Here is a 22,763-nt window from a genome sequence, read left to right as displayed (position 1 = left end):
GACCAAATTGCCAATGCCCCGGAAACGGTTGATCGAACGACGTCGGATTATCGCCGCAGGTGGTGCGACTCGTCCGTTCATGTCTGTGCCCCTGTATACAACATCCTCTCCCAGGCTTTTTTATTCGGCCTTATCGTTCGCTCTCGCCGAGATGTCAGCGCAGTGCTCCATCAGCGCCGCGAAAGGCTCGGCGTCCTCCTGAAAAAGCCCGTCCTCGACCATTCGGGCATAATCTTCCTCTAGTGCCTTTGCACCATCGCCGGCCGGGACCAGCTGCAGACCACCGTTGACCGCGGTTGCGTAATGGATCGGCGTGCGGTCGGCCGCCTTTTCCGAGAAGAACATCGTCTTGTGTCGAGCGACGGCGTTCGCCAATTCGCGATCCGCAATGGCCGAGCCCGCGAAGCCGGCTTCGTCGAGGCGCGCAACATCATGCCAATGCCGCGCGAAGCGATCGCCGCGCAGCCTTTCTTGGAGACAAAAGACGTGGATCGCTGTCGCCTTCTCCCAGAATGTCCGCTCTGCATGCATCACCTTCGGCCGAGCATAGGGGAAGTCCACCCCGTCGACTATGCCGGCAGCATCGCAGAACAACGTCGCGAAAGCTGGCTGGCTCGCCCGTCGATCGCGCGCCGAATTCGAGCATTACAATGGGCGCGACATAGCCCGAGCCAGCCGTCGTCGCCTCATAGTCAATGAACAGCTTGTCGTCTTCGACGCGGATCGCGGCGGCGAGCGATCCTCTGGCAATAGCTTCGGCGACGACCGACTGCACCGTGCCCGCTACCCATTCCGGCAGTCGCTTGCGCACTTCGCTGGACCAGCGTTTTCCTCACTCCGGGTCTGCGGCAAGGCCTCACCGTGGTCGCCCACCAGGTCAGGGGCAAGCGCGCGGATGTCATAGGTGAGGTCAACATCTTCGGAAAATCGTTGGATAACGCCATAGGCCTTCGATAGAGACGTGCCGCCCTTGAAGACCAGGTACTCACCCAGCGGCGAGCCATAAAGGACGGCAAGCGCCCAAACCAACCAGGCATCTTTTTCAAGCAGATGCGCCGGGCGACCGGACCGGTCCGCCGCGACGCCCAAGACTTCGCGGCGATCCGCGGCCGAAAGGGTGAGGAATGCATCAACCATGCGCCGCCTTTCCCACGTTGCGCGCGAGCCAGGTCGGAAGCTGCGGTGCCGCCGCCACCAGCTCGTTGAAGATGGTCTGCGGAAGTTTGCGCTTCAAAGCCAACAGCGCCGCCTCGGCCTTTTCGGGACCAAGCCAAGCCAGCGCCCTAACTGCCTCACCGGCCGGCCGATTGGCCAGGACGAGCTGCCAGCGCGGTGCGTGTCGCAATTCGACCACCTGCTTGCCGAGATGCATTTTCCGCGTGCGGCCGGAGGTCAAATAGACCGAGCGGACCGGAACCTGTGTCGTGAGGCCAAGGGAGTTGGCGGCCGCCGCACCGCTGGACACGATGACTTCGCCGCGCTGATTGGCGAGCGCCTCGACCGCCTGCTCCACCGAAGGCGACCGCGTGCCAAACCGGCTCGTGACGGGACGCAGATAGACACCACGACCAGCGCGGATAAGCTGGCGGCGCTCCGCGAGGCGCGACAACGCCTGGTCCACCGCAGCCCGATTGCCGAGGTGAAGCAAGCTCTTCGCGGACACGGGCATACCCTCGGGCAAACCGCCCGCATGCTCCAAAATCTGTTCGCTCAATGGTTGCATGTTGATCTCCTGTCAGAAATATACACAGTTTTCTGACAGTTTGCAATCGGTGGCTTGCTGTTGTCTGGCTAGATCAGCGGAGCCCCCGTATCGAGCAAACCATCATATTCAGTCCACTCGCCTTGAAAGGGTTTGAACCGCTGCCACCTACGATCATCGCGATTAAGCGTTGTTTTCGCTGATTTTTGTCAAACGCTCCGCAATAATAATCGAGATAGCTAAGCTGCGCTGCGTCTAGCTTAACTACCGTACCCCCCATCATGCGCCAAATAATTGAGATGGTTATTAAACCGTATGCGCCCCCTGGAGCCTTTCGCTTCCCCCACGGTCTGCTTGGCTTCGGCCAGGTTAGTCACGTGCCTCGCTCTACAACTCGACCTGATTTGTGATAACGATTTTAACGGGTGAGGGAGCGAACGAGGAAATCATGCAGGTGCCGGATTGGGACAGCTTAACGAAAAGAGTCGCCGAGCTGTTTTCGACGTCACCTGGCAGCTTGTCACCGCTAATGCCAGTCTTAGATCAGGCAGTACACTTCCTTGACGTCGATGCCGAAAATCGGACCCTTCTCTTGCGAGGACGATCTTTGACTCTAGGTATCGTTGCCTCAGGGCTGTCTGACAATAACGGTGCGCCTGAAGAAAGAAGTGCTGCGTGGTTGGCTGAGTGGTTGAAGGTTAGGGTCGGCCCAGATCACATTCAAAGGGTAATGTCTCATCTTCAGTTGGGGCCGCAGAACGTATTTGCCCGATTGGCTGACGGTTATTCTGTGGATCTCACAGACAACGTTCGGATGTTAATTCCGGTGGCTCAAGCTATGGCCGTTGAGACGACCGGCCGACCGGAGTTCGAAGCCCGGCATCTCGTCGGCGCAATGCTCCAAACCGGCTTTCTCGCCGGCCAGGTTATGGCGCTGTTTGGCTTGACGCTCGACACCGGAGTTCTTCAGGATATCAAAAACCAGTTCATCAAACACATTGTCACACCCCGGCTAGGTGAGACTGCGTCGCTTTGGGAACGTGTGCTTCATGCTTCACAGTCCCGTCCGGCGTCGGATCAGGAAGCCGAGACCGCCGACATGGACGCAATCCTCTCGTCAGTGGGTGCTCAAGACGTGACAACACTTGCCGCCCGAATGCTTCGGACTGCGTCGCAACTCAATCATCTTTCTGGCGATCAGGGGAAATAAATGTCGAGCGGCTCGTCATGTCGGCCGCTATCGTGGGGCGCTCGGTTGGGGCCACGCTGAAAGGTGAGGAAGCGGGCTTAGTGAGCATTGCGCAGCTCGTTAGCGAGTCTCGTTTTCAAGCCATTGAGCCATCGAACAGATTGACCGCGGACGGGAGGTTACAATCTAGGTTAGTGCCCACGGCAACACCGCAAGCCTTAGGTTTGTTGACGAAAGCTGTCGCGAACGGTGATGGATGGTTTGCCCGAGGGCACGTTCTCGGAGCCGATGCGCTTGTCGTGGCGCTTCTCCGCGAGGTCGGCTCAGCTGATCATCTGCAGATCTCCGAGCTTCCAGCTGCAGAAATACCGCGGCAAGTCGTGTTGACGATCAAGGAAGGCGGAGGCGAATGGCAGTCCTGGGCGAACGCACTCAACGTTTCTGTCGAGGACAATCCCGTCCTAGGATCAGGGGACACTGATACTTCTGTCGGCTCTGGTCCGAATAGTAGTCCGGACCTACGGCGAAGAACCCAGGCATATGCGGATCTCGGTAGCGATTCTCCTGATAGAGCCGATCTCATCGATAAACTCGGCGTCTCCGACGAGGCTCACGCTTTTGCGCGCGTTGCCGCAGCCCGAAACGTTACAACTCCCCTAGCGTTCGGCATTTTCGGTGAATGGGGCTCGGGCAAATCATATTTCATGCGACTGATAAATGAGCACGTCGCCTATCTTTCTAAGCTGGCGGAAGACCCGCACTCAAAGGCTTCCGACACTTTTTACCCGGAATCGTGCAGATCCGCTTCAATGCTTGGCACTACGTGGAGATGAATCTCTGGGCGAGCCTGGTCGACAATATTTTCACGGAGCTCGATCGATGGTCGCGGCAAAGAAATGAGGGCGCGCCCGACAACACGATCCTCGACAAATTAACAACGGCGCGCGAGTTGACCCTTGAAGCAGCGGAGCGTCTTGTTACGCAGCGTCAACATCAGAAGGAGGCCGCTGCTCGCCTATCAGCCGCGGAGAGCGAGCTTGCTGTTATCAAGCAGAACTTCAAGCCGACCCCAAGGATTTTCTGGAAGGCGGTGGAGGAAACTTTCAAGAAAGAGATAGACAATAGGGATTTCAAAGACGCGGCAGAAAAGGCCGGGCTGGACGATCTCGTTAACGATTCTAGATTGTTGAGCGAAACTCTGCGGGACGTTCATAGCGAGACAAAACGCGGCACGGTCATTCTGGCTGGCTTCCTTGGTCGGTTGTTGCGATGGCCGAGCCTTATCATGATCCTGGCCATCGTCTTGCTTGTGCCCCTTGGTGTCACATGGATAAGCGCTCAGTTGGGTGCCTCTGGAGGCTCGTTTCTCAATCTTATCTCCGGAGCAGGCGGCGTTGCTACTTTGTTGGCGGCAAAGGCGAAATGGCTTCTCAAAGAGGTTCGCTCTGGTGTGGCCAAACTTGACGAGTTCGACGTAACGCTTGAAACGGCAATCAGCGCCGAGTTGCAGAAACCCGAGAATGGATTGAAAAAGGCGCAAGAAAAACTCGCGAAATCGACGTCGGAAGCATCCGAGGCACGATCCGCGTTCCAGGCCAGCAGCGAAAAATTGGCGCAGACAACTAAAGAATACCAGCAAGAGACGGGCAGAGATAGGCTTCTGAGGTTTGTGCGGGAGCGTGCGACCAACGATCACTATTCAAAGCATCTCGGTCTGATCGCAAGCATTCGCAAAGACTTCACTCAGCTTTCCGCGATGATGGCCGAGGCAGGTGATAGTCCGCAGAGTGATCTTTCGAAGAACGACCAGGACTACACAGATCGTGTTAAACGGCTCATCGAGATATCCTCTACAAATGAGCTGCTGCATGCGGAGGAAAAGGCCGAGCTTGTGCGCACCACAGAGCGACCCGTTGTCAAAAACAGCGAGACCTTCAATCGCATCGTGCTCTACGTGGATGATCTGGATCGCTGCCCTCCCGACAAAGTGGTCCAGGTGCTGCAGGCCGTTCACTTGCTGCTTTCATTTCCATTGTTCGTGGTCGTGGTCGCTGTCGATACGCGCTGGGTAAGCAGGTCGCTCGAAGACCAGTATAAGGAGCTCATCACCGCAGGCGCAGGCACTGGAAGTGCCACGCCATCTGATTATCTTGAGAAGCTATTTCAGGTTCCATACTGGGTCCGTCCGATGACACCGGAGGCAAGCAGTGAACTGGCGGCGTCACTTATTAGCAAATCGGTGAGGAAAACCCCCGCCCCCACTGCGGCCATTGATCTCGGTGAAACGCGAAACGCGCCAATCATGGAGGAGGCTCCTCGGTGGTCAACGGGGATCGATTGCCCACCACCGGCTCGACCATCAGTCTCAACGGTACATTAACTGCGCCGAGTTTCGAAGTTAGTGGGACATTGGAAGTCGTTCAGCCGGACGTGGAAGCGCTGACACTCTCCGATGAAGAGATAGCGTTCGCACGCAAGATCGCGCCTTGGGCCGGGCATACCCCACGCCGCGCCCTCCGCTTCGTCAATGTTTATCGAGTTGTGAAAGCCAGTTTCCGGAGCGACGAGGCAAGGCGCCTCGAAGAAGGTGGCTATCGCGGGCTCATGGCGCAACTCGCCATCACGACGGGTTCACCTGGCCATGGCGATGTCTGGGATCGCCTCGTTTCGGCATTCGATAACGGCGAACCCCTCGACCAAGCGTATCGCGAAATCGAGGAAACCGGCAAGGTCGTACCTTCGGCGGTGAGGGCGGTCATTGCAGTTCTCGAACAGGATAAGTCTCCAGATACCGTCGGGTCCGATCTGAAATACTATGCCGAGCTCGCGCGTCGGTACAGTTTCGAAGGTGTCGACCGACCTGCTCATCTCTAAGAGACACACGGACGTCCAGTATCAGTCGGAGGTTGATCTGGATAGCCGGGGCCGAAGGCTTTGATAGATGCTACCGTTGGCTCGGTTTCCCATTCAAGACAGATAATTCCGAGTTATGTGAATTTCAGTTCTCGCGATAGTTTCGAGCTCCGGAGAAAGTTGCAACCGAAAAGATTGTCTCTATCTACACTGCTGTCAGCATCTGTTTCTTGCCATGGCCCCCATCACCCGGTCTTCGCACTCAGGATATGCAGTTTTCGGATTTCATCCGCGCATTCCAGAAGGATGTGGCTGGCGAGCGGATCTGGCATGTCGTCGATTTGCGGAAGAATAGCCTCGATGCCTGCGACTACGCCTGAGGAGATGGATACGACGTTGCCAGTTGCCGCTAGCTGTATCCTCTGCTCGGTAATCACGCTTGCGGCGCGCTCGACCAGGCGCCGGCGTTCGAACGTTGACAGCTTTGCGACCTCGTTAGCCGACCGGTATAGCTCACTGACAAAATGGGGGATGGAAGACGTCATCGATTGGCACCTCCAAAAGCATCATCGCTTCCATAAACGGGCTTCATTTGGCTGATGCAGCCACTTGTACAGGGTCCGCACACGTCACCCAACCATTCGAGGTTGCTTTTGCGCATATGCGATCATGCAACTCGAGAGCCTCTTACAATTCATACTCGTCGAAAGGCGGCACAAGAGCGCCCGAGGCTCTGCGTGGCCTACAGAAGAGATATGTTGAATTCCGAAACCTGCCCATACTAAAGGTTGAATTTTTGTTAATTTCAATACAAGCTGCGAAAATTGAATGCGTGTCACCCGACCTGCTACCGCAGCGCCATTCCAGGGGGCATGAAACCCGGCCTAGTTAGGAGTCCATCCATGTTCCCGAAGAAAATCCCTGATGCGATCGATGTCTATGTCGGCGGGCGTATCCGAATGCGCCGCATGATGTTGAAGATGAGCCAGACGAGGTTGGGTGACGAGCTTGGCATCACGTTCCAGCAGGTGCAGAAATACGAGAAAGGCACGAACCGCGTCGGTGCCAGCCGCCTGCAGAAGATTGCCACAGTCATGGGCGTAACGCCTAGCTTCTTCTTTCACCAGGAAAGCGACGAACCGATCAACACCAGCGGCCTTGCAAACTTCCAGGGATTGAATGACGTCTCTCAATTCCTGCAGTCGCGCGAGGGCATGGCCCTTAACCAGGCCTTCTTGAACATTGCCGATCCCAAGATCCGCCAAAAGATTGTGGCGCTGGTGAAGGCGATGGCGCAGAGGGATGAGCCTGTATTGATGGCCAATGAAGGTCGCTCAGCCACGGAAGCCACATTGAACAGCTAGGTCCCACACCTGGTTTTCAGAGCAACGATCACGGAACCATCGCGGGGAGCAATGGCGTTCAGGCTGCTGACATTGGGGGACGTGCGGCTTTTGGATCCGTCGGGGAACGCTGTGTCCTTTCCCGAAAAGGGCTTGCTCATCCTTGCCTACCTGTTTTCTCATCCAAAGCGTGCGCAATCGCGGTCGGCTGTGTCGAGGCTGTTGTGGGACAAGGTCGAACCTGCGCAGGCCTATACCAATCTGCGCAAGACACTGTCCCGAATAGAGGCCCGACAACGGGAGCTGGGTCATTGTTTCATCAAGATCGCGGCGTCCGATATCAAGCTCGATGACAGGACGTTAGAATGTGACGCCGCTGGCCTGCAGACGCCCCCTTCTTCGGATGCACTCAGCGATCTGCGCGCGCTGGTCGGGTTGTTCGGCCGTCTGTTCCTCGAAAGCATCGAGAGCACAGGGGATGGCCTCTCATCATGGGTCAAGCAGCAGCAGCAGCAGCACCTGACCCGACTGCGCGAAACTTTGATGACGGCGATTCCGGTCGCGAAATCCGCCTCAGACATCGCGCTCGTCAAGGATGCGGCCCTGCGGATCTTCCAGCACGACCCGGATGACGAGGTGATCGTCTCTGTGCTTGCGGAGACCTATTCCACAGAGGGAAAAGTGCAGGCCGCCCGCAACATTTTCGATGGCCAGAAACAGAAGTTATGGGGCGACTTGACACTTGGCCCCGACATTCATGCGTTGAACGTTGTCAGAAAGGTCTTCGAGAAGCAGCGCGGTAGCGTGTCCGCTTCACAGCAGGACAGCGGAGACCGATCTGTCGCCAAGGCGGACAGTGGTCTCAAGCGCCCCATCCCGAGGCTGGTGCTGCTGCCGCCTGTGGAGAGTGTTCCCGGCAGTCAACCCTTTTTGCCTTTCGCCGATGCACTCATAGAAGACGTCACCATTGCGCTCTGTTCCCTGACATCCGTTTCCGTGGTCGCCCCCTATACGGCAGCTCAAATCGGCCGGCATTCCGACAAAGCCGACACGATCGCACAACATTGCATTTCCTACGTGTTGGACACGAAACTGTCCGGCCACGGCGCCCAACGCAGCCTGTTCGTGCAATTGATCTATTTTGCAAACGACGAGGTCATCTGGGCCGACCGTTATGACATGGAGAAAGACAATCTGGCTGCCCAGCGCCGGCAGATTGCTCGCCGGATTTCCATGGCGATCACGGGCCAGGTCGAGCGCAACGAGCTGGCGCGGGAGTATTTCGAGCGCAGCCCGACGGCCTACCACCACTATCTGCTGGGACAGCGGCACCTGAAGAACCTCGGTCTTCCCGACATCCGCCGTGCCCGCAAGGAATTCCGGGCAGCGCTACACGACAGTCCCTATTTCTCACCGGCGTTAAGTGGCATTGCGCGAACCTTTTCCCGCGAATGGCTGATTACAGCGCGGGGCGACACCCAGCTTCTGAAAGAAGCTGAAAAGCATGCCAACCAGGCGATAGCGGCCGGCCAGGACATGGTCGGCGGCTACAGAGAACTCGGTGTTGCAAAACTACTTCTCGGTGGCATCGATGAAAGCGTCGAGGCATTGGAACTGGCCGAGACGCTAAGCCCGCATTACGCCGACGTTGCCGCAGATTATGCCGATACCCTCGTTCATGCGTCCAAGCCCGGCCGAGCGCTTGAGAAAATCGAAAAGGCCATCGACCTCAACCCGCTCAGCCCCGATGTCTACCTCTGGACGGCAGCCGGAGCGAGTTACTGCCTGGGAGAATACGAGCAAGCCTTGTCCTACATTGAGGGCATGGCCGATAGCGGGCTTGCAAATCGCCTTTCGGCCGCAAGCTGGGCCATGCTTGGCAATCAGAAGCGGGCAAAGAGCTTCGTGCGCAAGGCCCGCGAGACCAATCCCGACTTCGATGTTGATACCTGGCTGGCTGTCGTTCCCCTGAAGGAGCAATGGCAGAGAGATCACTACCGTGATGGCCTGCGAAAAGCAGGTTTCTAAAACACGCTTTCCAACAGAGAAGGATTTAAAACATGGCAAAAGTCGTCGTTCTCGGACTACCCGGAGAAGCCGGTCTATGGGTTGCAGATCTTGATGCGGGCACGGTCACCCCGTTTCAGCCGCCGGCGGGAAGCCCGTTGGAAGCGGCAAGCAAATTGCGCGCCGGCGGAGCCGCGATCATCAAAGGCGTGAATTTTTCTGTCGCCGTGAAATCAGCAGATGACGCCTTCTCCGGTCATCTCGACGGATAGTCCAGCGAACGGCGTGGCCTTGGGACGATGGTATTGCTGAACGATCAAATACCTATGCCGGAACCTCCTGAGGCCACCGCCCCCTCCCCCATTTACTCGGACCGCATCTGTTCGGCGGACGAGACCCTCAGTCGCATCACACCTTTCCTGCCAAGTTATGGGATCACGCGTGTCTCCCGGCTGACGGATCTCGACACGATCGGGGTTCCGGTCTGGAGCGCGGTCTCTCCGAATGCTCGCTCCATCGTCATCCATCATGGGAAGGGCATCACCGATGCTGATGCCAGGGTTTCTGCAACGATGGAGGCGCTTGAGCGCGCCATCGCCGGCAATCCATCGATCGACACCATCGCTGCAACACGGGCAAGCCTCCGGGCAGAGCGGCAAGCGGTCAACAGTCTCGATGGCCTGATCGCCCAGGGGCAGATGGACATAACAGACGAAGAGACAATCGAGTGGGTTCGAGGGACAGACGTTCTGTCCAAATCCAACACCTGGGTTCCCCGTGAGGCTATTGTTCTCGACCGCACCCCGGAGGTCGTTCGGTTCTGGCAGTCGTCCGATGGCCTGGCATCCGGGAATACGCTCCAGGAGGCAAGCTTCCATGGGGTGCTGGAACGCATCGAACGGGATGCGGAAACCCTGTGGAACATTGCGGACGCAGAACATCGTCTTAAGACCTGCTGTGACCCCTTCGGCTTTCAGGATCCTGTTATTGATGGCCTTGTCGGCAGGATCGATGGCGCGGCTCTGGTGCTTCGACTGTTCGACATTACCAGCGATATCGGCATCGCGTGTTTCGCCGCGTTTTTGGCGCCGACCGCGATCGCGACAAAAAGCCATCCTCGCTTTATCGACGTGACCAAGGGAAGCGGGGCACATCCCGATCCTGTGCGGGCCGCTATCCGGGCGATCACGGAGGCGATCCAGTCACGGCTGACCTATATCAGCGGCGCGCGGGACGACATCTATCCGGAGATATTCAAACGGCCCCTACCCTTGGAGATTTTGAGCTATTTCGCTGCGCACCCAAAGGCAATGCCTCTCCAGAAGACAACCGGCTCTGTCCAGTTGGACGTAATGTTCGACAGTATCCTCAGGCATCTTCGAAGCAGATCTATTGGCTCGGTGGTCATGGTGCCATTGACACCGCCGGACTTCCCGTTCTCGGTCGCCAAAGTCCTGGTTCCGGACCTTGAAAACCCGCCAGGGGCACGAAAGCGACGGTTTGGGCCAAGGGCCATTTCGAAGGCACTGTTCTCGCTATGAAGATTGTCTTTGTCGGACCGACACTTCCCGATGCAACAAGCCTGGTTCCTGATGGCATCGAAATCCGCGGTCCGGCCAAGCACCGGGATATCCTCGTTGCGGTCAATGACGGTGCAACAGTCATTGGCTTGATCGATGGTTGTTTTGAGGATGTCGCTCCGGTCTGGCACAAGGAAATCCTCTTTGCCCTCTCGAACGGCGTTCGCGTCTATGGCGCCAGCAGTATGGGAGCTCTGAGGGCTGCGGAATGTGCTGCCTTTGGAATGATCGGCGTCGGCAAAATCTATGAGCAATATGCCAGCGGCCATCTGATCGACGATGCCGATGTCGCCCAGATCCACGGGCCGCCGGAAATGAGCTACCTGTCGCTGTCGGAACCCCTGGTCAACGTCCTTGCTACCCTTGATCACTTGTTACCGCGGTGTGAACTTGAAGACACCGAGTATGCGAGCCTGAGGGCGAGTGCCGAAAGACTGTTCTTCAAGGACCGGACCTACCGGACCATCGTCACCAATGCCAACCTGCCGGAACACGCGTCGCGAACACGCCTGGAGAAACTGTTGCGGGTCAATGCTGTCAACCAGAAGCGGCTTGACGCACTGCAGCTGCTCGACACGATCGCAGCCGTTGAAAACGCACGGCATCCGGCGCCGCTGGATTGGGAGTTTGCCTCGACCGCGCAATGGCGAAACATTCTCTAGCGGTTCGTGGTTGTGAACAGTTCCAGTACCGCACTAGAGGCTGTGTCACGCCTGTGTCACGCGCAATTCCCGAACTTCTAAATTATCCTTCACTACAGGCACTTTGCCAAGGAATGAAGGACTGATCATGGTATTCGATACTCTTGAACAAACCGCTGACGAAATCGACGATCGCACGCGAGAGCTGGTCTCGCTCGCACGTCTCGTCACCTATGCGCGTAACAGCGCCAAGGATCTCAAGCTTGAGTTCTCGACCTACTGCCTCGATCTGGCTTTGGGCTCGCTGGTCGAGGAGATCAGTAAATGCGGGGTCGGCGATATAGAAGGCGCCGATCATGAGGATCACGCGCCGAGCTTCATCTCGGGAGCGTCCCACTAACATCGCCGTTGGCGAGCCGGTTCTGCGTCTCCCAAGCCGGGACCGGCGGATATTTGCTTCGGGAACCACATAATAAAGGCGTACTGCTTGCAGCGCGAGTTGCGTCGAGGTTTCGGCCAAGGGCCAAAGATCTGCAGCTTGGGTCTTTTGGCGATCGAGATGACGCAGTGGCGGCCATCGGACATTGGAATTTTTATTCGACCAAACATCAGACCGCGTTGAAGCAGACCGAATAGCAAGGTGCCGGGGGCAATCATGCCAAAATCAATACTGATTTTCTCTGATGGGACTGGTCAAGTTGTTGGATCGCGCGCTGGTGTAGAGACAAAAGAAAATGTTGAGCCGACTTTCATCGGCATACTCAACGCTGTAGCAGTTCTATCAAGTGCTTCCGCTACTCTTCTGTCTACTTTAGGACTTGCATTGTTGATCGTGGTGACCGCGGTGTCGCCGCTGGACATGAGACTTGCGACTGCGCTAATTCTACTTATGGCTGCATATTGGGTTCCGGCCTGCCTCAAAGTTCAAATCAAGATTTTCTTTACTTGTCCCCAGCGAAGACAGGCATTTTGGAGCCCGATGAGTTGGCTCGGGACTGCTCGTCACGGGCAAGTCACGTGCTGTCTACCGAAGCACCCCAACCGATTTGTCGAACAAGAAACGCAATATCCGCGCCAACCTTCCGCCATCGACAAAAGACGACGAGTATTTCGTCGTCTGCACTTGCCACGATTAGCGATCCGCGGTGGTTTTCTGGTCGTGGCCGCGACGGCGCTTGCCGGATGCCAGGACGGCGAGCAGAACTACCTCACCAACGGCATCGGATCGGAGCTGACAGCGCCGGGCCTAGTGCGGACGGAATCATTACAGAACCAGTATTTCAGCTATCTCTGCCGGCAGGCAACCAGCCAGAGTTACGCGCCAAACGCTAGCTGCCAAGTCGATAGCTGGAACCTGATTGTCCAGCAGGGCATGAACGACATCGACCGGCGATGCGACGCCTATCTGCAATGGCTCGACAATCGCAAGCGATCAAAAGGGCCCTGGATCAGCCAGATTGGCGATACCGCAGCGGCGACCTCGGCGATACTAGGCCAGGTCAATGCAGGGACCAAGGCGATCACCATCGTCGGCCAAGCCTTCCAGCTTCTAACCAAGAGCGTGGAGAACTATCATAGCAGACTGCTGCTCGAGATAGAATCCTCAACCATCAACTCGATCGTGCTCAGGGGCCGCTACGATTTCCGCAGCTACATCCAAGAGCAGCGCCTCAAATTTGCCAGCAAACCCGACGCCGAGCACGCGCTAAGGTCCTACACACGCCTTTGCCTGCCATTCGCGATCGAAGCGAAGGTCAACGACTTCTCCACCATGGGCGCACAGGGTGAGATGCCAAGAGCAGGTGGCTCGTTCGGCGACCTGCCGGTAGTGGGGACGATCACGTCCAACACGACAGTGTTCAAGCCGGATCGCGGTCAAGGCAGAGGGAATCCGACAACCTCAATAAGGATCGCTGAAGCGATCCAGAAAGCCCTTTGTGTGCCGGCCGACGGCAAGGTCGGGCCACGCACCGTCGAGGGGATCCGTGCCTACCAGTATACTCAAAAACAGGCTGAGACTGGCGAATTATCGGCGAATGTCGAGAGCGCGATCATGAACACATTTGGTGCGAGCCAGCCGAAACCGTTCGCAGAGTGCGATCCGCAATTTTCCAACTTCCTGGAGCGGAGCATCTTCCAGAACGATCCCGCGAACGCGGAGGCTCTAGCGCAATTGCGCGACGACCTGAGTGCGTTAGCTAAGAAACATGGCGTAACCGTCGAGATTTCGGACGCTGACACATTGACTATGCTTCGCCCGAAGATCGCAGAGATCAAACGGAAGATCGGAGGTGATGCATTCCGGTCGGGCGATAAGGCGTTCCTGAATACGGAGTTCACACCTGATCTCGAACGGATGCTTAACTAGCCGAACGGGGGCGGGTGGCAAAAGCGGTGGAGGAGGCGACCATGTTCCACAGACTGACAAAGGCGCAGTTCCCGTTCGAAGGGGAGCCACCAGCGCTAACCAAGGTGCCGCCACGCATCCCCGTGGGCAGCATCGTGGAAGACGATCCGCGCGGCGCTATCGCCGAAACGCTTACGGTGGACGGAACCCTTCGACGAGTTAAGTTTCGGATGGTGAGCGATGTCCGACGCTGCTGGCTGCCGGTGGAGTTTCTCGAGCTGGCGGAAGCGGCCGAACGGCCGCCGATCATCCCCTGGGCGTTCCTGACTAGCTGCGTGCGGGCGGAAGAGTGGGTCAACGCGCTGCCGGATACGGGCGCAAACTATGTCAACGCCGACTACCTGATCGCGCTGGCGCTTTATGAATCCGGCCTCGCCAATGTCGGCAACATTACTCCGGGCACCGATTCGGTCGGCCCGTTCCAGATCACTTCGGCACGCTGGAGCGAATATCTCGACAATGCGAGGGATCCCGAGCTCACTGCCGAGGATCGCGACAACGTTTCGGACCAGATCCGCGGCGCTGCCTTCCTGACGCGGGAAGATACGCGTATTATCAGCGAGGCGATCACCAATCATGACCACGGCGCCGGCACCAATGCGGAGCCGGAAAAGACCGGTCCCTACATCCCGACCTATTCCGATGTGTTCATTGCCGCTGTCGTCACACCGCTCGCCGCCATCGAACTGCGCAAGTTGCAGATCGCAGGCAAGGTCGATGCCCGGATAGACGAGATCGTCGAGAACCTCGACGATCTTCGCGAAGCAGAAATGAAGCGGATCTTTCGCCACAACCATCATGTGTTCAAAGTCGATAAGGCGGAAGCCGAGGCCAAGGGCGTCGCCGCGGGACCGCGCACGGTCGCCGATTTCTACGCCGCGGTAAACGCTAAACTCGATCAGCTGCTCGCCGACGCCGTCAAGCTGATGCAGGTACATGTTCCCGAGCTGCTGCCAATAACTGCCGGCGATGCTCCCTGGCTCGAGATCGCGCTGCGCGAACAGGGCGACCCATGGCAGAACGGTGTCTTGACAGAGAGCAGCACAGCCGGCACCAAAAAGGTGCTCGAGTATTTCGGCGCGACCAATCTTTCAACGAGCAAGGTGCTGGCCTGGTGCGGCGCGTTTGCAGCTTTCTGCATGAAGGAAGTTGGCCATCAAGTCGCTAATACAATTGTCCACGACCCCGCCTGGGCAGCCAACTGGAAAAAATGGGGCAATCTGGCGATCCCGCTCGGCAGCGCCGAAATTCCCCCGGCGCGGTCGTCGTCATGTCGCCACCACCGGATGGGTCGCGCTCCGGTCATGTCAGCTTCTATTCCCCGAAGCAGAGCGGCGTTGCGGGCAAGATTACACTGCTTGGCGGCAACCAGAGCAACTCGGTGAAAGAATCAGATTTCGACCGCGCTGAAGTCGCGGCGATCCGCTGGTTCGGGCCGCCGCTCGGCGGCGACGCGGATGTTCCGGGGTCGGATGTGGTCCCGACTGGCGAGGGCATCGCGTGGGGACACTATGTCGATAAGAAATTTGGCGATGACAAGTTCAAGAAAAAGGTGATCGCCATTTGTGAAGGCATGGACTGCGACGCGAATTACCTGATGGCGGCGATGTCCTTCGAGACGGCGCGCAGTTTCTCGGCGAAGCAGAAGAACCTTGCCGGAGGCTCCGCGACGGGGCTGATCCAGTTCACGCCGATCGCCGCGGCCGATCTCGGCACCACGGTCGCCGAACTCGCGACCATGACCGAACTGCGCCAACTCGATTTCGTCGAGGAGTATATGAAGCGATGGGCCAAGGGGCGGCCCTTCAAGAAGCTGTCGGACGTATACATGGCAATTTTAGCGCCCGCCTTCTTCGGCAGTTCAGACGGCACCTCGATCTACGAGAGTCCAAGCAAGAATTACAAGGCAAATGACGGCCTCGATGCCAACAGGGACGGCAAGATCACTGTCGGCGAGGCGACTGCGAAGGTATTGGTTCATCTACATGAAGGGTTGAGGCCGGAGCACCGAGGCTAGGGAAGTCGGGGCCTTATTGCATAAGCCCGCAAGGATGGGATCGATTTCGCCAGCGAGCAAGCATGGTACGACAAGGCGCCGGAAATGAAGGAACACCTGGAATTGAATAAATTCAACAATATAAAAAGCTTCAATCGGCCAGGCTGTAAACCGAATTTTACTAAAATTGAATATTTTAATTCATTCGTGCGTCATCTACTGAATTATATAGAATCCCTGCGCGAAATTTGTAAAAGATACTTCGACGATCGCCGGCGAGAGAATTTTAGCTGGGTCAATAATTCTCAGAATATCCCTTCTCTACTAGGGGCCGCCGCAATCTTGTTAACTGTGAGAGCATCGGGGCTCCGTCTTAATGAGGGAACCGTATTTGGTCTTCCAGGCGCTGATAAAGCACTGCTTGTGGCGACTTTGCTATTATACGGTTTGATGGCCGCACTACCATTTTTTGAAAAGGGAACAGATCGCCGGCCGATGACCAATGATTTTGCGGGCGCATCTTTGCTGCTGCGCTGGCACGGGATCGCCAGGGATTGCGGGGGATCGCCGAAGTGAAGACGGCGGTCGCTCACAGCCTCGTCCAGGCCTTAATCTGGCGCCTGCGCGAAATGCGCATCCGCGTGGGCATTTTCGAGTTCGAGCAAGCGGCGGCCATTCTCACCCTCGAGGAGGAATGGTCGAAGGATGAGCTTGTCGCCGTCCTCACGCCGATTCTGGCCAAGCGGGCCGAACACCGCGCGCTAATCGCCGCGCTCGTCGGCGAAATCCTGTCTGCGCCGACCGCCCGGCAAGAGAGCCTGTCCAAGGGGCTCCTCGAGCGGCCCTTATTCAAGCCGCCCTTCTTGAAACCGCCCTTCGTCAAGCCGCCCCCGAGTCATGGACGAAACGGCTCGGCGCCTTGCTGTCCCGCCTGTTCGAGCGGCGGTATGCCAAGTGGCTTTCATGGGCCCTGTTGCCGATACTGCTTTTCTCCGCCTTCGCCATCGCCTTTCCCGATATACTCGCATCTCTCGATGCCAGGCCGCGGCTGAAGCTGATCCTCGATGCGATCGGCGGCGTGTTGTGCGATCCGGTGGGCAACGACCTGACCGTGGTCGGCCCTGATCGGGAAGGCCGGGAACTCGCGCTCCTGGTACGCCACGGAACGGCATCGGCGCTGGTTGCGACCGCCGCCGTCGCAACCTTCCTAACCCTCTACCTGCAGCTGCGGCGGGGCTGCAACGAGGATGCGTTTGACGGCGTGCCACTGCCACTGCCCCCGACGGTGATCGGCGACGGCTCCGTGTTTCGCACCGGATCGCTCGGCGGCCTGCCGCCGCGCTTCCTCGAGCCGCATCTCGCTGCCGAGATCGTTGAGCTTATCTCTTACCGGCCGACCGGCCGCAGCCAGGATATCGATCTCAGTGCCACCATCGAACGGCGCGCGCGGGGCGACAGGGATGCCCTGGTGTTCGGCCAGCGCAAGGAATTGCCGACCATCGTCGTTCTCGCCGACGATTTCGCGGAGGCCCGCAGCTGGAACACGCTCGCGGTGGAATTCCGCACCGCGCTCGAAGAGCGCGGTCTCTCGGTCGAATGGGTCGCTTATTCGGGTTCATTCTCCAGGTCCGATCGCGGCACGGGGGTCGCAGGCGCCGTCCTCGCCACGGTCGAGTCCATCGCCCAGCGTAGCGCGTGGATAGTGACGACTGTGTTCGGCGATCTGAGGCGCCTGTCGCGCGGCGATCTCGCGGCGCTGGCGGAATGGCGTGAGCATGGCCCGGTCATCGCCTTCGACTATCACGAAAGCGGTCTGTGGGATTCCCGGCACGGCCTGATCGAGAACAAAGGCATTCCGGTTCATCCGGCCACGGGGCCGGCACTTCGCCAGGCACTGGCGGTTGCCTTCGCGCCAGACCGGGCGGCGATCCGCAACATCGCCCAACCGCCTGCCGGCGCGGCCGTCTTCCATCACCTCAGCGAGGCACATGCGCAATGGGCGAGCGCCTGCGCAATGGTCGAGCCGATTTCCTTCGCGCTCGCCGAGAAGCTCAGGAAGGCGCATCCGAAGCTCGCCCATGCTGGGGAGGCCCTGGCCTTCTCGCTGCTCGCCCGTCTGCCGGAAAGCTGGACCGGGCGCGAGGGCCTACGCTTTGCGCCGGATATCCGCCGCGCCTTGTTGTCGCGGGCGACGGCGATCTCGCGGGAGCAGCATTTCGCCTTCCTCGCCGTCATGGACAAGGCGTTCGGCACCGAGCCTGACGACATCACCGCCGGCGAGCTGTGGCGTTATACCCGCGCCCAGGCGGAACTCTTCACCCCGCGCCAGGACCGGGCGCTGCAGGATATCGGCCATATCCGCCAGAGCGGGATCGTCGACCGGGACGCGATCAACGATTTCACCGGAAGCCTGCGCCCGTCGGGCGGGTCGAGGCAGCCCGGTACGGTCCATCTTACCGGCCGCATGAGCAAGCCCTTCGCCCTCAAGGACCTGTTGCGCCAGGATGCGGCAGAGGAAGCCGAAGACGCCGTCAGAGCCCGCTGGTCGGTCGGGCCGGCGGAAATCCGTGTGCGGATAGGATCGGACGCAGGTGCGCTCGCCGCCTTCCTGCCGGGTGGCGCCTCGTTCCTGATGGTGACGCCGGGGCGCGAACCGTTCGCCCTGATCGATGCCGTCAGCGGCGGCCGCTTTGCGCTGCGGGTGACCGATGACCTCGAACGGCTAGGGCTCGCCGGCCGCGATTTTACCGCAATCCACACGTTTCAAACCACGCCGATCGAGAGCAGCGTCCTTGGCCAGACTATGTCGGGCGGCGTCCTGGCGGCGCGGTCGGGGCGCCTCGTTGGTTTTGCGCTGCCGCTCCCATTCGCACCGGAACAGGCCCAGGAACTGCGCCTCAACGAGATCGCGCTCGAGATCGAGCTTGGGGCCGATCCGCTGCTGGCGCTCAGCCCCGTCGCCGATTTCGTCGCCTGCGCTACCCGCGGCGCGTCGCGGGTGACCGTGACGCCGGCCGTGGGCGAAGGTCGCTCTCAGACGTTCGAATTGCCACAGGCCGTCACGGCGCTCGTCTTTTCCCGCGGCGGATCCGTGCTTTGCGGCCTGGAGAATGGCGACGTGTTCGAGTGCAGCGTACTGGAGGGTTCCGCCAGGCCGCGGCGGATCGCCGAGTTCGGCGCGGCGATTGCCGTGCTGGCCGATTCCGCCGGCCCGGACAGCCGTGCCGCGGCCGTCATTGCCGCGCTCGCCGATGGCCGGATCGTGCCCGCCGGATCCGCGCCTTCCGACTTCGACGGCGCGCTGCCATGGCGGCCGAAATGGATCACGGTCTTTCCCGACCTGAAAGCCGGGCTGGATGGCGGCAGTCCCGCCGGGTTCAGCGTCGCGGCCACCAGCCCGAACGGTGAATTCGACGTCGTCGGCCTGATGCCGCCGAAAGGCGGCCTGCAATTCGAGCAGTCCCTACTGACGCTCTCCTCGATCGACCCGGTGCGCGACGGCCTCGCCGTCGTCGCCATCAATGCCGAGCGGCGCCGCCTGGTCGTCCGCAGCGGGCTCTACCTGGAGATCCGCTCGCTTCTCTACGAACTGGCGGATGCGACGGAGCCCGAAAGCCGCGCGGACGATCAGTCGCCGACGCCACTGGGCACGCTCGAAACCGCCACGACGGAGGTGGCGACATGAAGCGCACCGTCATTGAGATCAGGGAGTTGGGCGGCCGGATCCAGGTCAGGCATCCGATCGACCGTAGCTGGCACGACAGCACGCTGTCGCCCTCAATGCGCCTCGACGATCTCTCCGTCCCGGACGTCAAGTCGCTGCTCGATAGCTATCTCGACGAGGACTACCTGAAAAACGGCGTCTGGGACATGCGGATCGCCGCGCAGAAGAAGATCGGCGAGGCGCTGTGGCAAAGCACGTTCGGCACTATGGCGTTCGAGATCGGCCCCTGGCTTCATATCGTTCCGGTCGTCGACGCCTCCACCAGCGCCGGCTTCGCCGATTTCGTCTGCAAGCTGCCATGGGCCATGCTGACCGACAGCGGAAAGGGCGAGCGCAGTTTCCTCGCGCGCGACCTCGCCGATCCCGTCGCTATCACCGTCGATGCCGGTCCCGGTCAGGCGGCGGATCGCCACAGGGGCTACAAGATCCTGCAACCGCCTGCGCCGCGGCTGCTGCTCGTCATGCCCGAAGTGGTTCACCCGGAGGCGGAGAAGAATACCGGCGCCGCCGCCCATCGGCAGGCGCTGCTTGCGCTGCTGCAGCCGCACTACGAGGTGTGCCGGGCACCGGACAATATCAGGACAGTGCGCAGCTACCACGAGTTCCGCTCCACGCTCTGTACGGACCGGTTTGATCCGGACATCATCTATTTCTACGGCCACGGCACCACCACGGGGTTCGGGGCGAAATTCCAGTTCGAGGCCAAAGGCCTCGACGGCGGAGAAGAGTGGATGCTGGTCGACGAGATCCAGTCGGATATCGGCGCCGTGGTCCGGGCGACGCGGCGCCCGCCCTTCGTCTGGTTCAACGCCTGCCTCGGCGCCGCGGCGATCCAGGACAGCGCGCTCAGCGTCTTTGCCGAAACCGCCTCCTGCGTGGTGGCGATGCGCACGGTGGTGCGCATGGATGCCAGCCGCAAGCTTGCCGAAGCCGGCCTGAAATCGGTGATCGTCGACAGGTTCTCGCCGCCAGTCGCCATTCGCGAAGTGCTGCGGAACTGCCCGGCCGATTGGATGCGTAGCGGCCATTGGGCCTCGACCGTGGTGGCCGCCCAATTTTCCGACTGGACTGCACTCGGGGCAGAGCAGCGGGTGGCCGAGGTCAACAACGCCGTCGGCGATTTTCCGATGCGCGTCGACCGCACCGACGCGCTCGCCGATATCGAGGCGACTCTCAACCGGGCGCTAGCCGACTCCACCTCTTCGCAGGCACCGACCCTGCTGTTCTGGAGCGGTGCGCTGGAACAGGGCCCGGTCCTGTTCGCCGACCGCGCCCGCGACGTGATGCTCGAACGCTTTCCCGGCTTGAAGCCGGTCTTCCTCACTGTCGAGTTGCAGCCGTCGGTCTTTCCCGGCGGGAGCGCCGATCGCGACGCCCAGATGCTCGCGGCGATCTTCATAGGCCTTGGCGGCCGGGACAGGCAGAGGGTGAGTTTCGACGAGATACGCGGCATCATTCTCAACACGTCGCCCGGCCGGCGCGGCGTTTTCACCATGCTGCACGGTCCGCTCCGCTTCAGCGACGCGGCGCTGATCGTCTCCTATATCGCGATCTGGACGGCGATCTGCAGCGACCTCGCCGATGTCCCGACGGCGCCGCGTATCGTGCTCGCCTTCGGTTTCGTCGCAGAACGGGGCGGATCGCCCGACCTGCCGGAGGAAGCCGGATCATCCAGCTCGGCGCTGTGCCGCCCGCCGAGATCAAGGCTCATCTCGCCCGCTATCGCCGGCTCTACAATGTCAGCCCGATGGCGATCGAGGACACGAGCCGGGAGCTTTCGGAGGCCACGCACGGGATTTTCAGGGATCTGCTCGCACGGCTCGACGAGATGGCCGAGCAAAGCGGTGCAAGAGAGGCGCAAAGGAGAGACTGATGCAGACGTTCGCACTGATCGGCCGCGATCCGAAAGACAGGGACGCAACGCTACTGGAGCGGCAAAAGCGCGTTGATCGCTTTGTCGAAAGCAATGCGACGCGCGCCGTCGGCTATGTCTCCTCGCCGCCCTTGCGCGCGGCCGTCGACGTCGCCCTGACGCTCGGCCGGCCGCTGCTTCTCACCGGCGAGCCGGGCTCGGGCAAGACGCTTGCCGCCTATTGGCTCGCCGCCCAGTTGGGCCTGCCGGTCTCCCATGTCCACCGGTTCCAGGTGCGCTCGGATTCCCGCGCGCGCGACGCCTGCTACCAGTTCGACGCCGTTTCCTGGTTTCGCGATAGCCAGATCCCCGGCAAGGCGGTCGAGAAATCCGACTTCGTCACGCCCGAAGCCCTCGGCAAGGCCTTCGGCTGGCTTGGCGGCGAGGACGCCACCCCCATCTCGTGCTGATCGACGAGATCGATAAGGCGCCGCGCGACTTTCCAAATGACCTGCTGCAGGAACTCGACGAGATGAAGTTCACCATCCTGGAAACGGGACAGACGATCGGCCCGCCGAAACAGCGACCGATCCTGGTGATTACGTCGAATGCCGAACGGCGCCTGCCCGATCCGTTCCTCAGGCGTTGCGTCACCCACCATATCGAGATCGGGCCTGAAACGGTGCTGGAAATCCTGCGCACGCGGCTGAAGGGCTATCGCGGCGCGGCGACCGTCGCCGAAACCGATGGCTCGCTCGTCGAAGCCGGCGCGGCCTTCTGGAGCAGCCTCGCCGAAATGGAGGGCCAGTTCGCCCGGAAGCCGACCATCGCGGAGTTCTGGCAATGGCTCGTGCTCGCCAGCGAATATCCCGATCCGGAGGAAAAGATCGACCTCGTCGGCATCCTGAAGAAGAAGCGGGGACCGGAGATCGCCCGGCTGCCGCGTATCGGCGCCCTGTTCCTGCCGGCCGATCTTACGGTGATCTCCCATGGCTGAGCGGCTGAAACTGTGGACCGGCCAAGTGGCGGGCGCCCTGACCGAGGCCACCCGCCATGTCTCGCGCCAAATCTGGATCTATGTCTTCGCCGCCTTGATCTGGGCGCTGGTCTGGTATGGGATGATGGACGTGCTGACGCTCTTGAACAGCAATCCCTCCTTTCCGTTCGACGTGATGCCGATCGTCGCCGGCATTCCGATCATCGTCGTTGGCTGGAGGGCAGCCTCGCTCGGCCAGGAGCTGCAGAAGGCGATCCGCAGATTCAACGACGCGGCGGCCTTCGTTTTTCCGGCGGGCCAGTCCGGTACACTCGGCGCCTTTCTCGATGACCTGAGCAAGACCGTCACCCGCTGGTCACGGTTGACCGCGGCCGGGATATTCGTCATCGCCGTTGTTGGATCGCTGATCGGCTCCGCTGCGGTCGAGCCCTGCTCGCGCCGCTTGTCGTCATCGGCGTACCGCTGATTTCGC

General features: G+C 59.8%; 20 protein-coding genes and 1 pseudogene. 18 read left to right on the top strand and 3 right to left on the bottom strand.

Annotated elements, in window-relative coordinates; all coding sequences use genetic code 11:
* Positions 1–120: 120 nt before the first annotated feature.
* Together P6U16_RS25955 and P6U16_RS25950 are read right to left on the bottom strand one after the other, a co-directional pair.
* A pseudogene (locus P6U16_RS25955) lies at positions 121–1,137 on the bottom strand (nucleotidyl transferase AbiEii/AbiGii toxin family protein).
* Positions 1,130–1,723, bottom strand: coding sequence for a DUF6088 family protein (locus P6U16_RS25950; RefSeq protein WP_277704276.1), 594 nt, complete (start codon positions 1,721–1,723; stop codon positions 1,130–1,132). Before P6U16_RS25950 ends, P6U16_RS25955 begins: the two are co-directional and overlap by 8 nt.
* Positions 1,724–2,150: 427 nt before the next feature.
* Here P6U16_RS25950 and P6U16_RS25945 point away from each other — a divergent pair, with 427 nt between their 5' ends.
* The 3 genes from P6U16_RS25945 to P6U16_RS25935 all read left to right on the top strand — a co-directional run bounded on the left by P6U16_RS25945 (position 2,151) and on the right by P6U16_RS25935 (position 5,765).
* Positions 2,151–2,912, top strand: coding sequence for a hypothetical protein (locus P6U16_RS25945; RefSeq protein ID WP_277704275.1), 762 nt, complete (start codon positions 2,151–2,153; stop codon positions 2,910–2,912).
* 772 nt (positions 2,913–3,684) lie between these two features.
* On the top strand, positions 3,685–5,271 hold the full coding sequence (locus P6U16_RS25940; RefSeq protein WP_277704274.1) for a P-loop NTPase fold protein: 1,587 nt from the start codon (positions 3,685–3,687) through the stop codon (positions 5,269–5,271).
* Positions 5,229–5,765, top strand: coding sequence for a hypothetical protein (locus P6U16_RS25935; RefSeq protein ID WP_277704273.1), 537 nt, complete (start codon positions 5,229–5,231; stop codon positions 5,763–5,765). The genes P6U16_RS25940 and P6U16_RS25935 overlap by 43 nt, the downstream gene beginning before the upstream one ends.
* A gap of 224 nt (positions 5,766–5,989) precedes the next feature.
* Here P6U16_RS25935 and P6U16_RS25930 read toward each other — a convergent pair whose 3' ends face one another.
* On the bottom strand, positions 5,990–6,289 hold the full coding sequence (locus P6U16_RS25930) for a hypothetical protein (RefSeq protein ID WP_277704272.1): 300 nt from the start codon (positions 6,287–6,289) through the stop codon (positions 5,990–5,992).
* Between the two features lie 357 nt (positions 6,290–6,646).
* Between P6U16_RS25930 and P6U16_RS25925 the strand changes: the two genes are divergently transcribed.
* The 15 genes from P6U16_RS25925 to P6U16_RS25855 all read left to right on the top strand — a co-directional run bounded on the left by P6U16_RS25925 (position 6,647) and on the right by P6U16_RS25855 (position 22,757).
* On the top strand, positions 6,647–7,108 hold the full coding sequence (locus tag P6U16_RS25925; RefSeq protein ID WP_277704271.1) for a helix-turn-helix transcriptional regulator: 462 nt from the start codon (positions 6,647–6,649) through the stop codon (positions 7,106–7,108).
* A gap of 111 nt (positions 7,109–7,219) precedes the next feature.
* Entirely contained in the window at positions 7,220–9,115 is a 1,896-nt protein-coding gene (locus P6U16_RS25920) for a hypothetical protein (protein ID WP_277704270.1), read from the top strand.
* A 32-nt stretch (positions 9,116–9,147) separates the two neighbouring features.
* Positions 9,148–9,366: a hypothetical protein gene (locus tag P6U16_RS25915; protein WP_277704269.1), complete on the top strand. Its 219-nt coding sequence runs from the start codon at positions 9,148–9,150 to the stop codon at positions 9,364–9,366.
* Positions 9,367–9,420: 54 nt separating this feature from the next.
* A complete protein-coding gene (locus P6U16_RS25910) occupies positions 9,421–10,635 on the top strand; it encodes a YcaO-like family protein (protein WP_277704268.1) in 1,215 nt (404 codons plus the stop codon).
* Positions 10,632–11,336, top strand: a complete 705-nt coding sequence (locus P6U16_RS25905) for a TfuA-like protein (RefSeq protein WP_277704267.1) — start codon at positions 10,632–10,634, stop codon at positions 11,334–11,336. Before P6U16_RS25910 ends, P6U16_RS25905 begins: the two co-directional genes overlap by 4 nt.
* A gap of 127 nt (positions 11,337–11,463) precedes the next feature.
* Complete coding sequence (locus tag P6U16_RS25900) at positions 11,464–11,715, top strand: hypothetical protein (RefSeq protein WP_277704266.1); 252 nt, start codon at positions 11,464–11,466, stop codon at positions 11,713–11,715.
* Positions 11,716–11,970: 255 nt separating this feature from the next.
* The gene (locus P6U16_RS25895) at positions 11,971–13,683 is read left to right on the top strand and encodes a hypothetical protein (RefSeq protein ID WP_277704265.1); all 1,713 of its coding nucleotides are present in this window, start codon (positions 11,971–11,973) and stop codon (positions 13,681–13,683) included.
* Between the two features lie 41 nt (positions 13,684–13,724).
* On the top strand, positions 13,725–15,107 hold the full coding sequence (locus P6U16_RS25890) for a hypothetical protein (RefSeq protein WP_277704264.1): 1,383 nt from the start codon (positions 13,725–13,727) through the stop codon (positions 15,105–15,107).
* Positions 15,104–15,739: a lytic transglycosylase gene (locus tag P6U16_RS25885; protein ID WP_277704263.1), complete on the top strand. Its 636-nt coding sequence runs from the start codon at positions 15,104–15,106 to the stop codon at positions 15,737–15,739. The genes P6U16_RS25890 and P6U16_RS25885 overlap by 4 nt, the downstream gene beginning before the upstream one ends.
* Before the next feature lie 84 nt (positions 15,740–15,823).
* Entirely contained in the window at positions 15,824–16,294 is a 471-nt protein-coding gene (locus tag P6U16_RS25880) for a hypothetical protein (RefSeq protein WP_277704262.1), read from the top strand.
* A 343-nt stretch (positions 16,295–16,637) separates the two neighbouring features.
* Positions 16,638–19,403 carry a hypothetical protein gene (locus tag P6U16_RS25875; RefSeq protein WP_277704261.1) on the top strand — a complete coding sequence of 922 codons (2,766 nt, stop codon included), beginning with the start codon at positions 16,638–16,640 and terminating at the stop codon, positions 19,401–19,403.
* On the top strand, positions 19,400–21,391 hold the full coding sequence (locus P6U16_RS25870) for a hypothetical protein (RefSeq protein ID WP_277704260.1): 1,992 nt from the start codon (positions 19,400–19,402) through the stop codon (positions 21,389–21,391). Before P6U16_RS25875 ends, P6U16_RS25870 begins: the two co-directional genes overlap by 4 nt.
* Positions 21,315–21,764 (top strand): AAA family ATPase, encoded by a 450-nt coding sequence (locus tag P6U16_RS25865; RefSeq protein ID WP_277704259.1) that lies wholly within the window; start codon positions 21,315–21,317, stop codon positions 21,762–21,764. The genes P6U16_RS25870 and P6U16_RS25865 overlap by 77 nt, the downstream gene beginning before the upstream one ends.
* Positions 21,758–22,291: a hypothetical protein gene (locus P6U16_RS25860; RefSeq protein ID WP_277704258.1), complete on the top strand. Its 534-nt coding sequence runs from the start codon at positions 21,758–21,760 to the stop codon at positions 22,289–22,291. Before P6U16_RS25865 ends, P6U16_RS25860 begins: the two co-directional genes overlap by 7 nt.
* The gene (locus P6U16_RS25855; protein ID WP_277704257.1) at positions 22,284–22,757 is read left to right on the top strand and encodes a hypothetical protein; all 474 of its coding nucleotides are present in this window, start codon (positions 22,284–22,286) and stop codon (positions 22,755–22,757) included. The genes P6U16_RS25860 and P6U16_RS25855 overlap by 8 nt, the downstream gene beginning before the upstream one ends.
* Positions 22,758–22,763: the final 6 nt, after the last annotated feature.

The sequence above is a fragment of the Rhizobium sp. 32-5/1 genome, assembly GCF_029537235.1.
Lineage (GTDB): Bacteria > Pseudomonadota > Alphaproteobacteria > Rhizobiales > Rhizobiaceae > Pararhizobium.
Note: the sequence above shows the minus strand (reverse complement) of the source record. Positions and strands in the feature narration are given on the sequence as shown.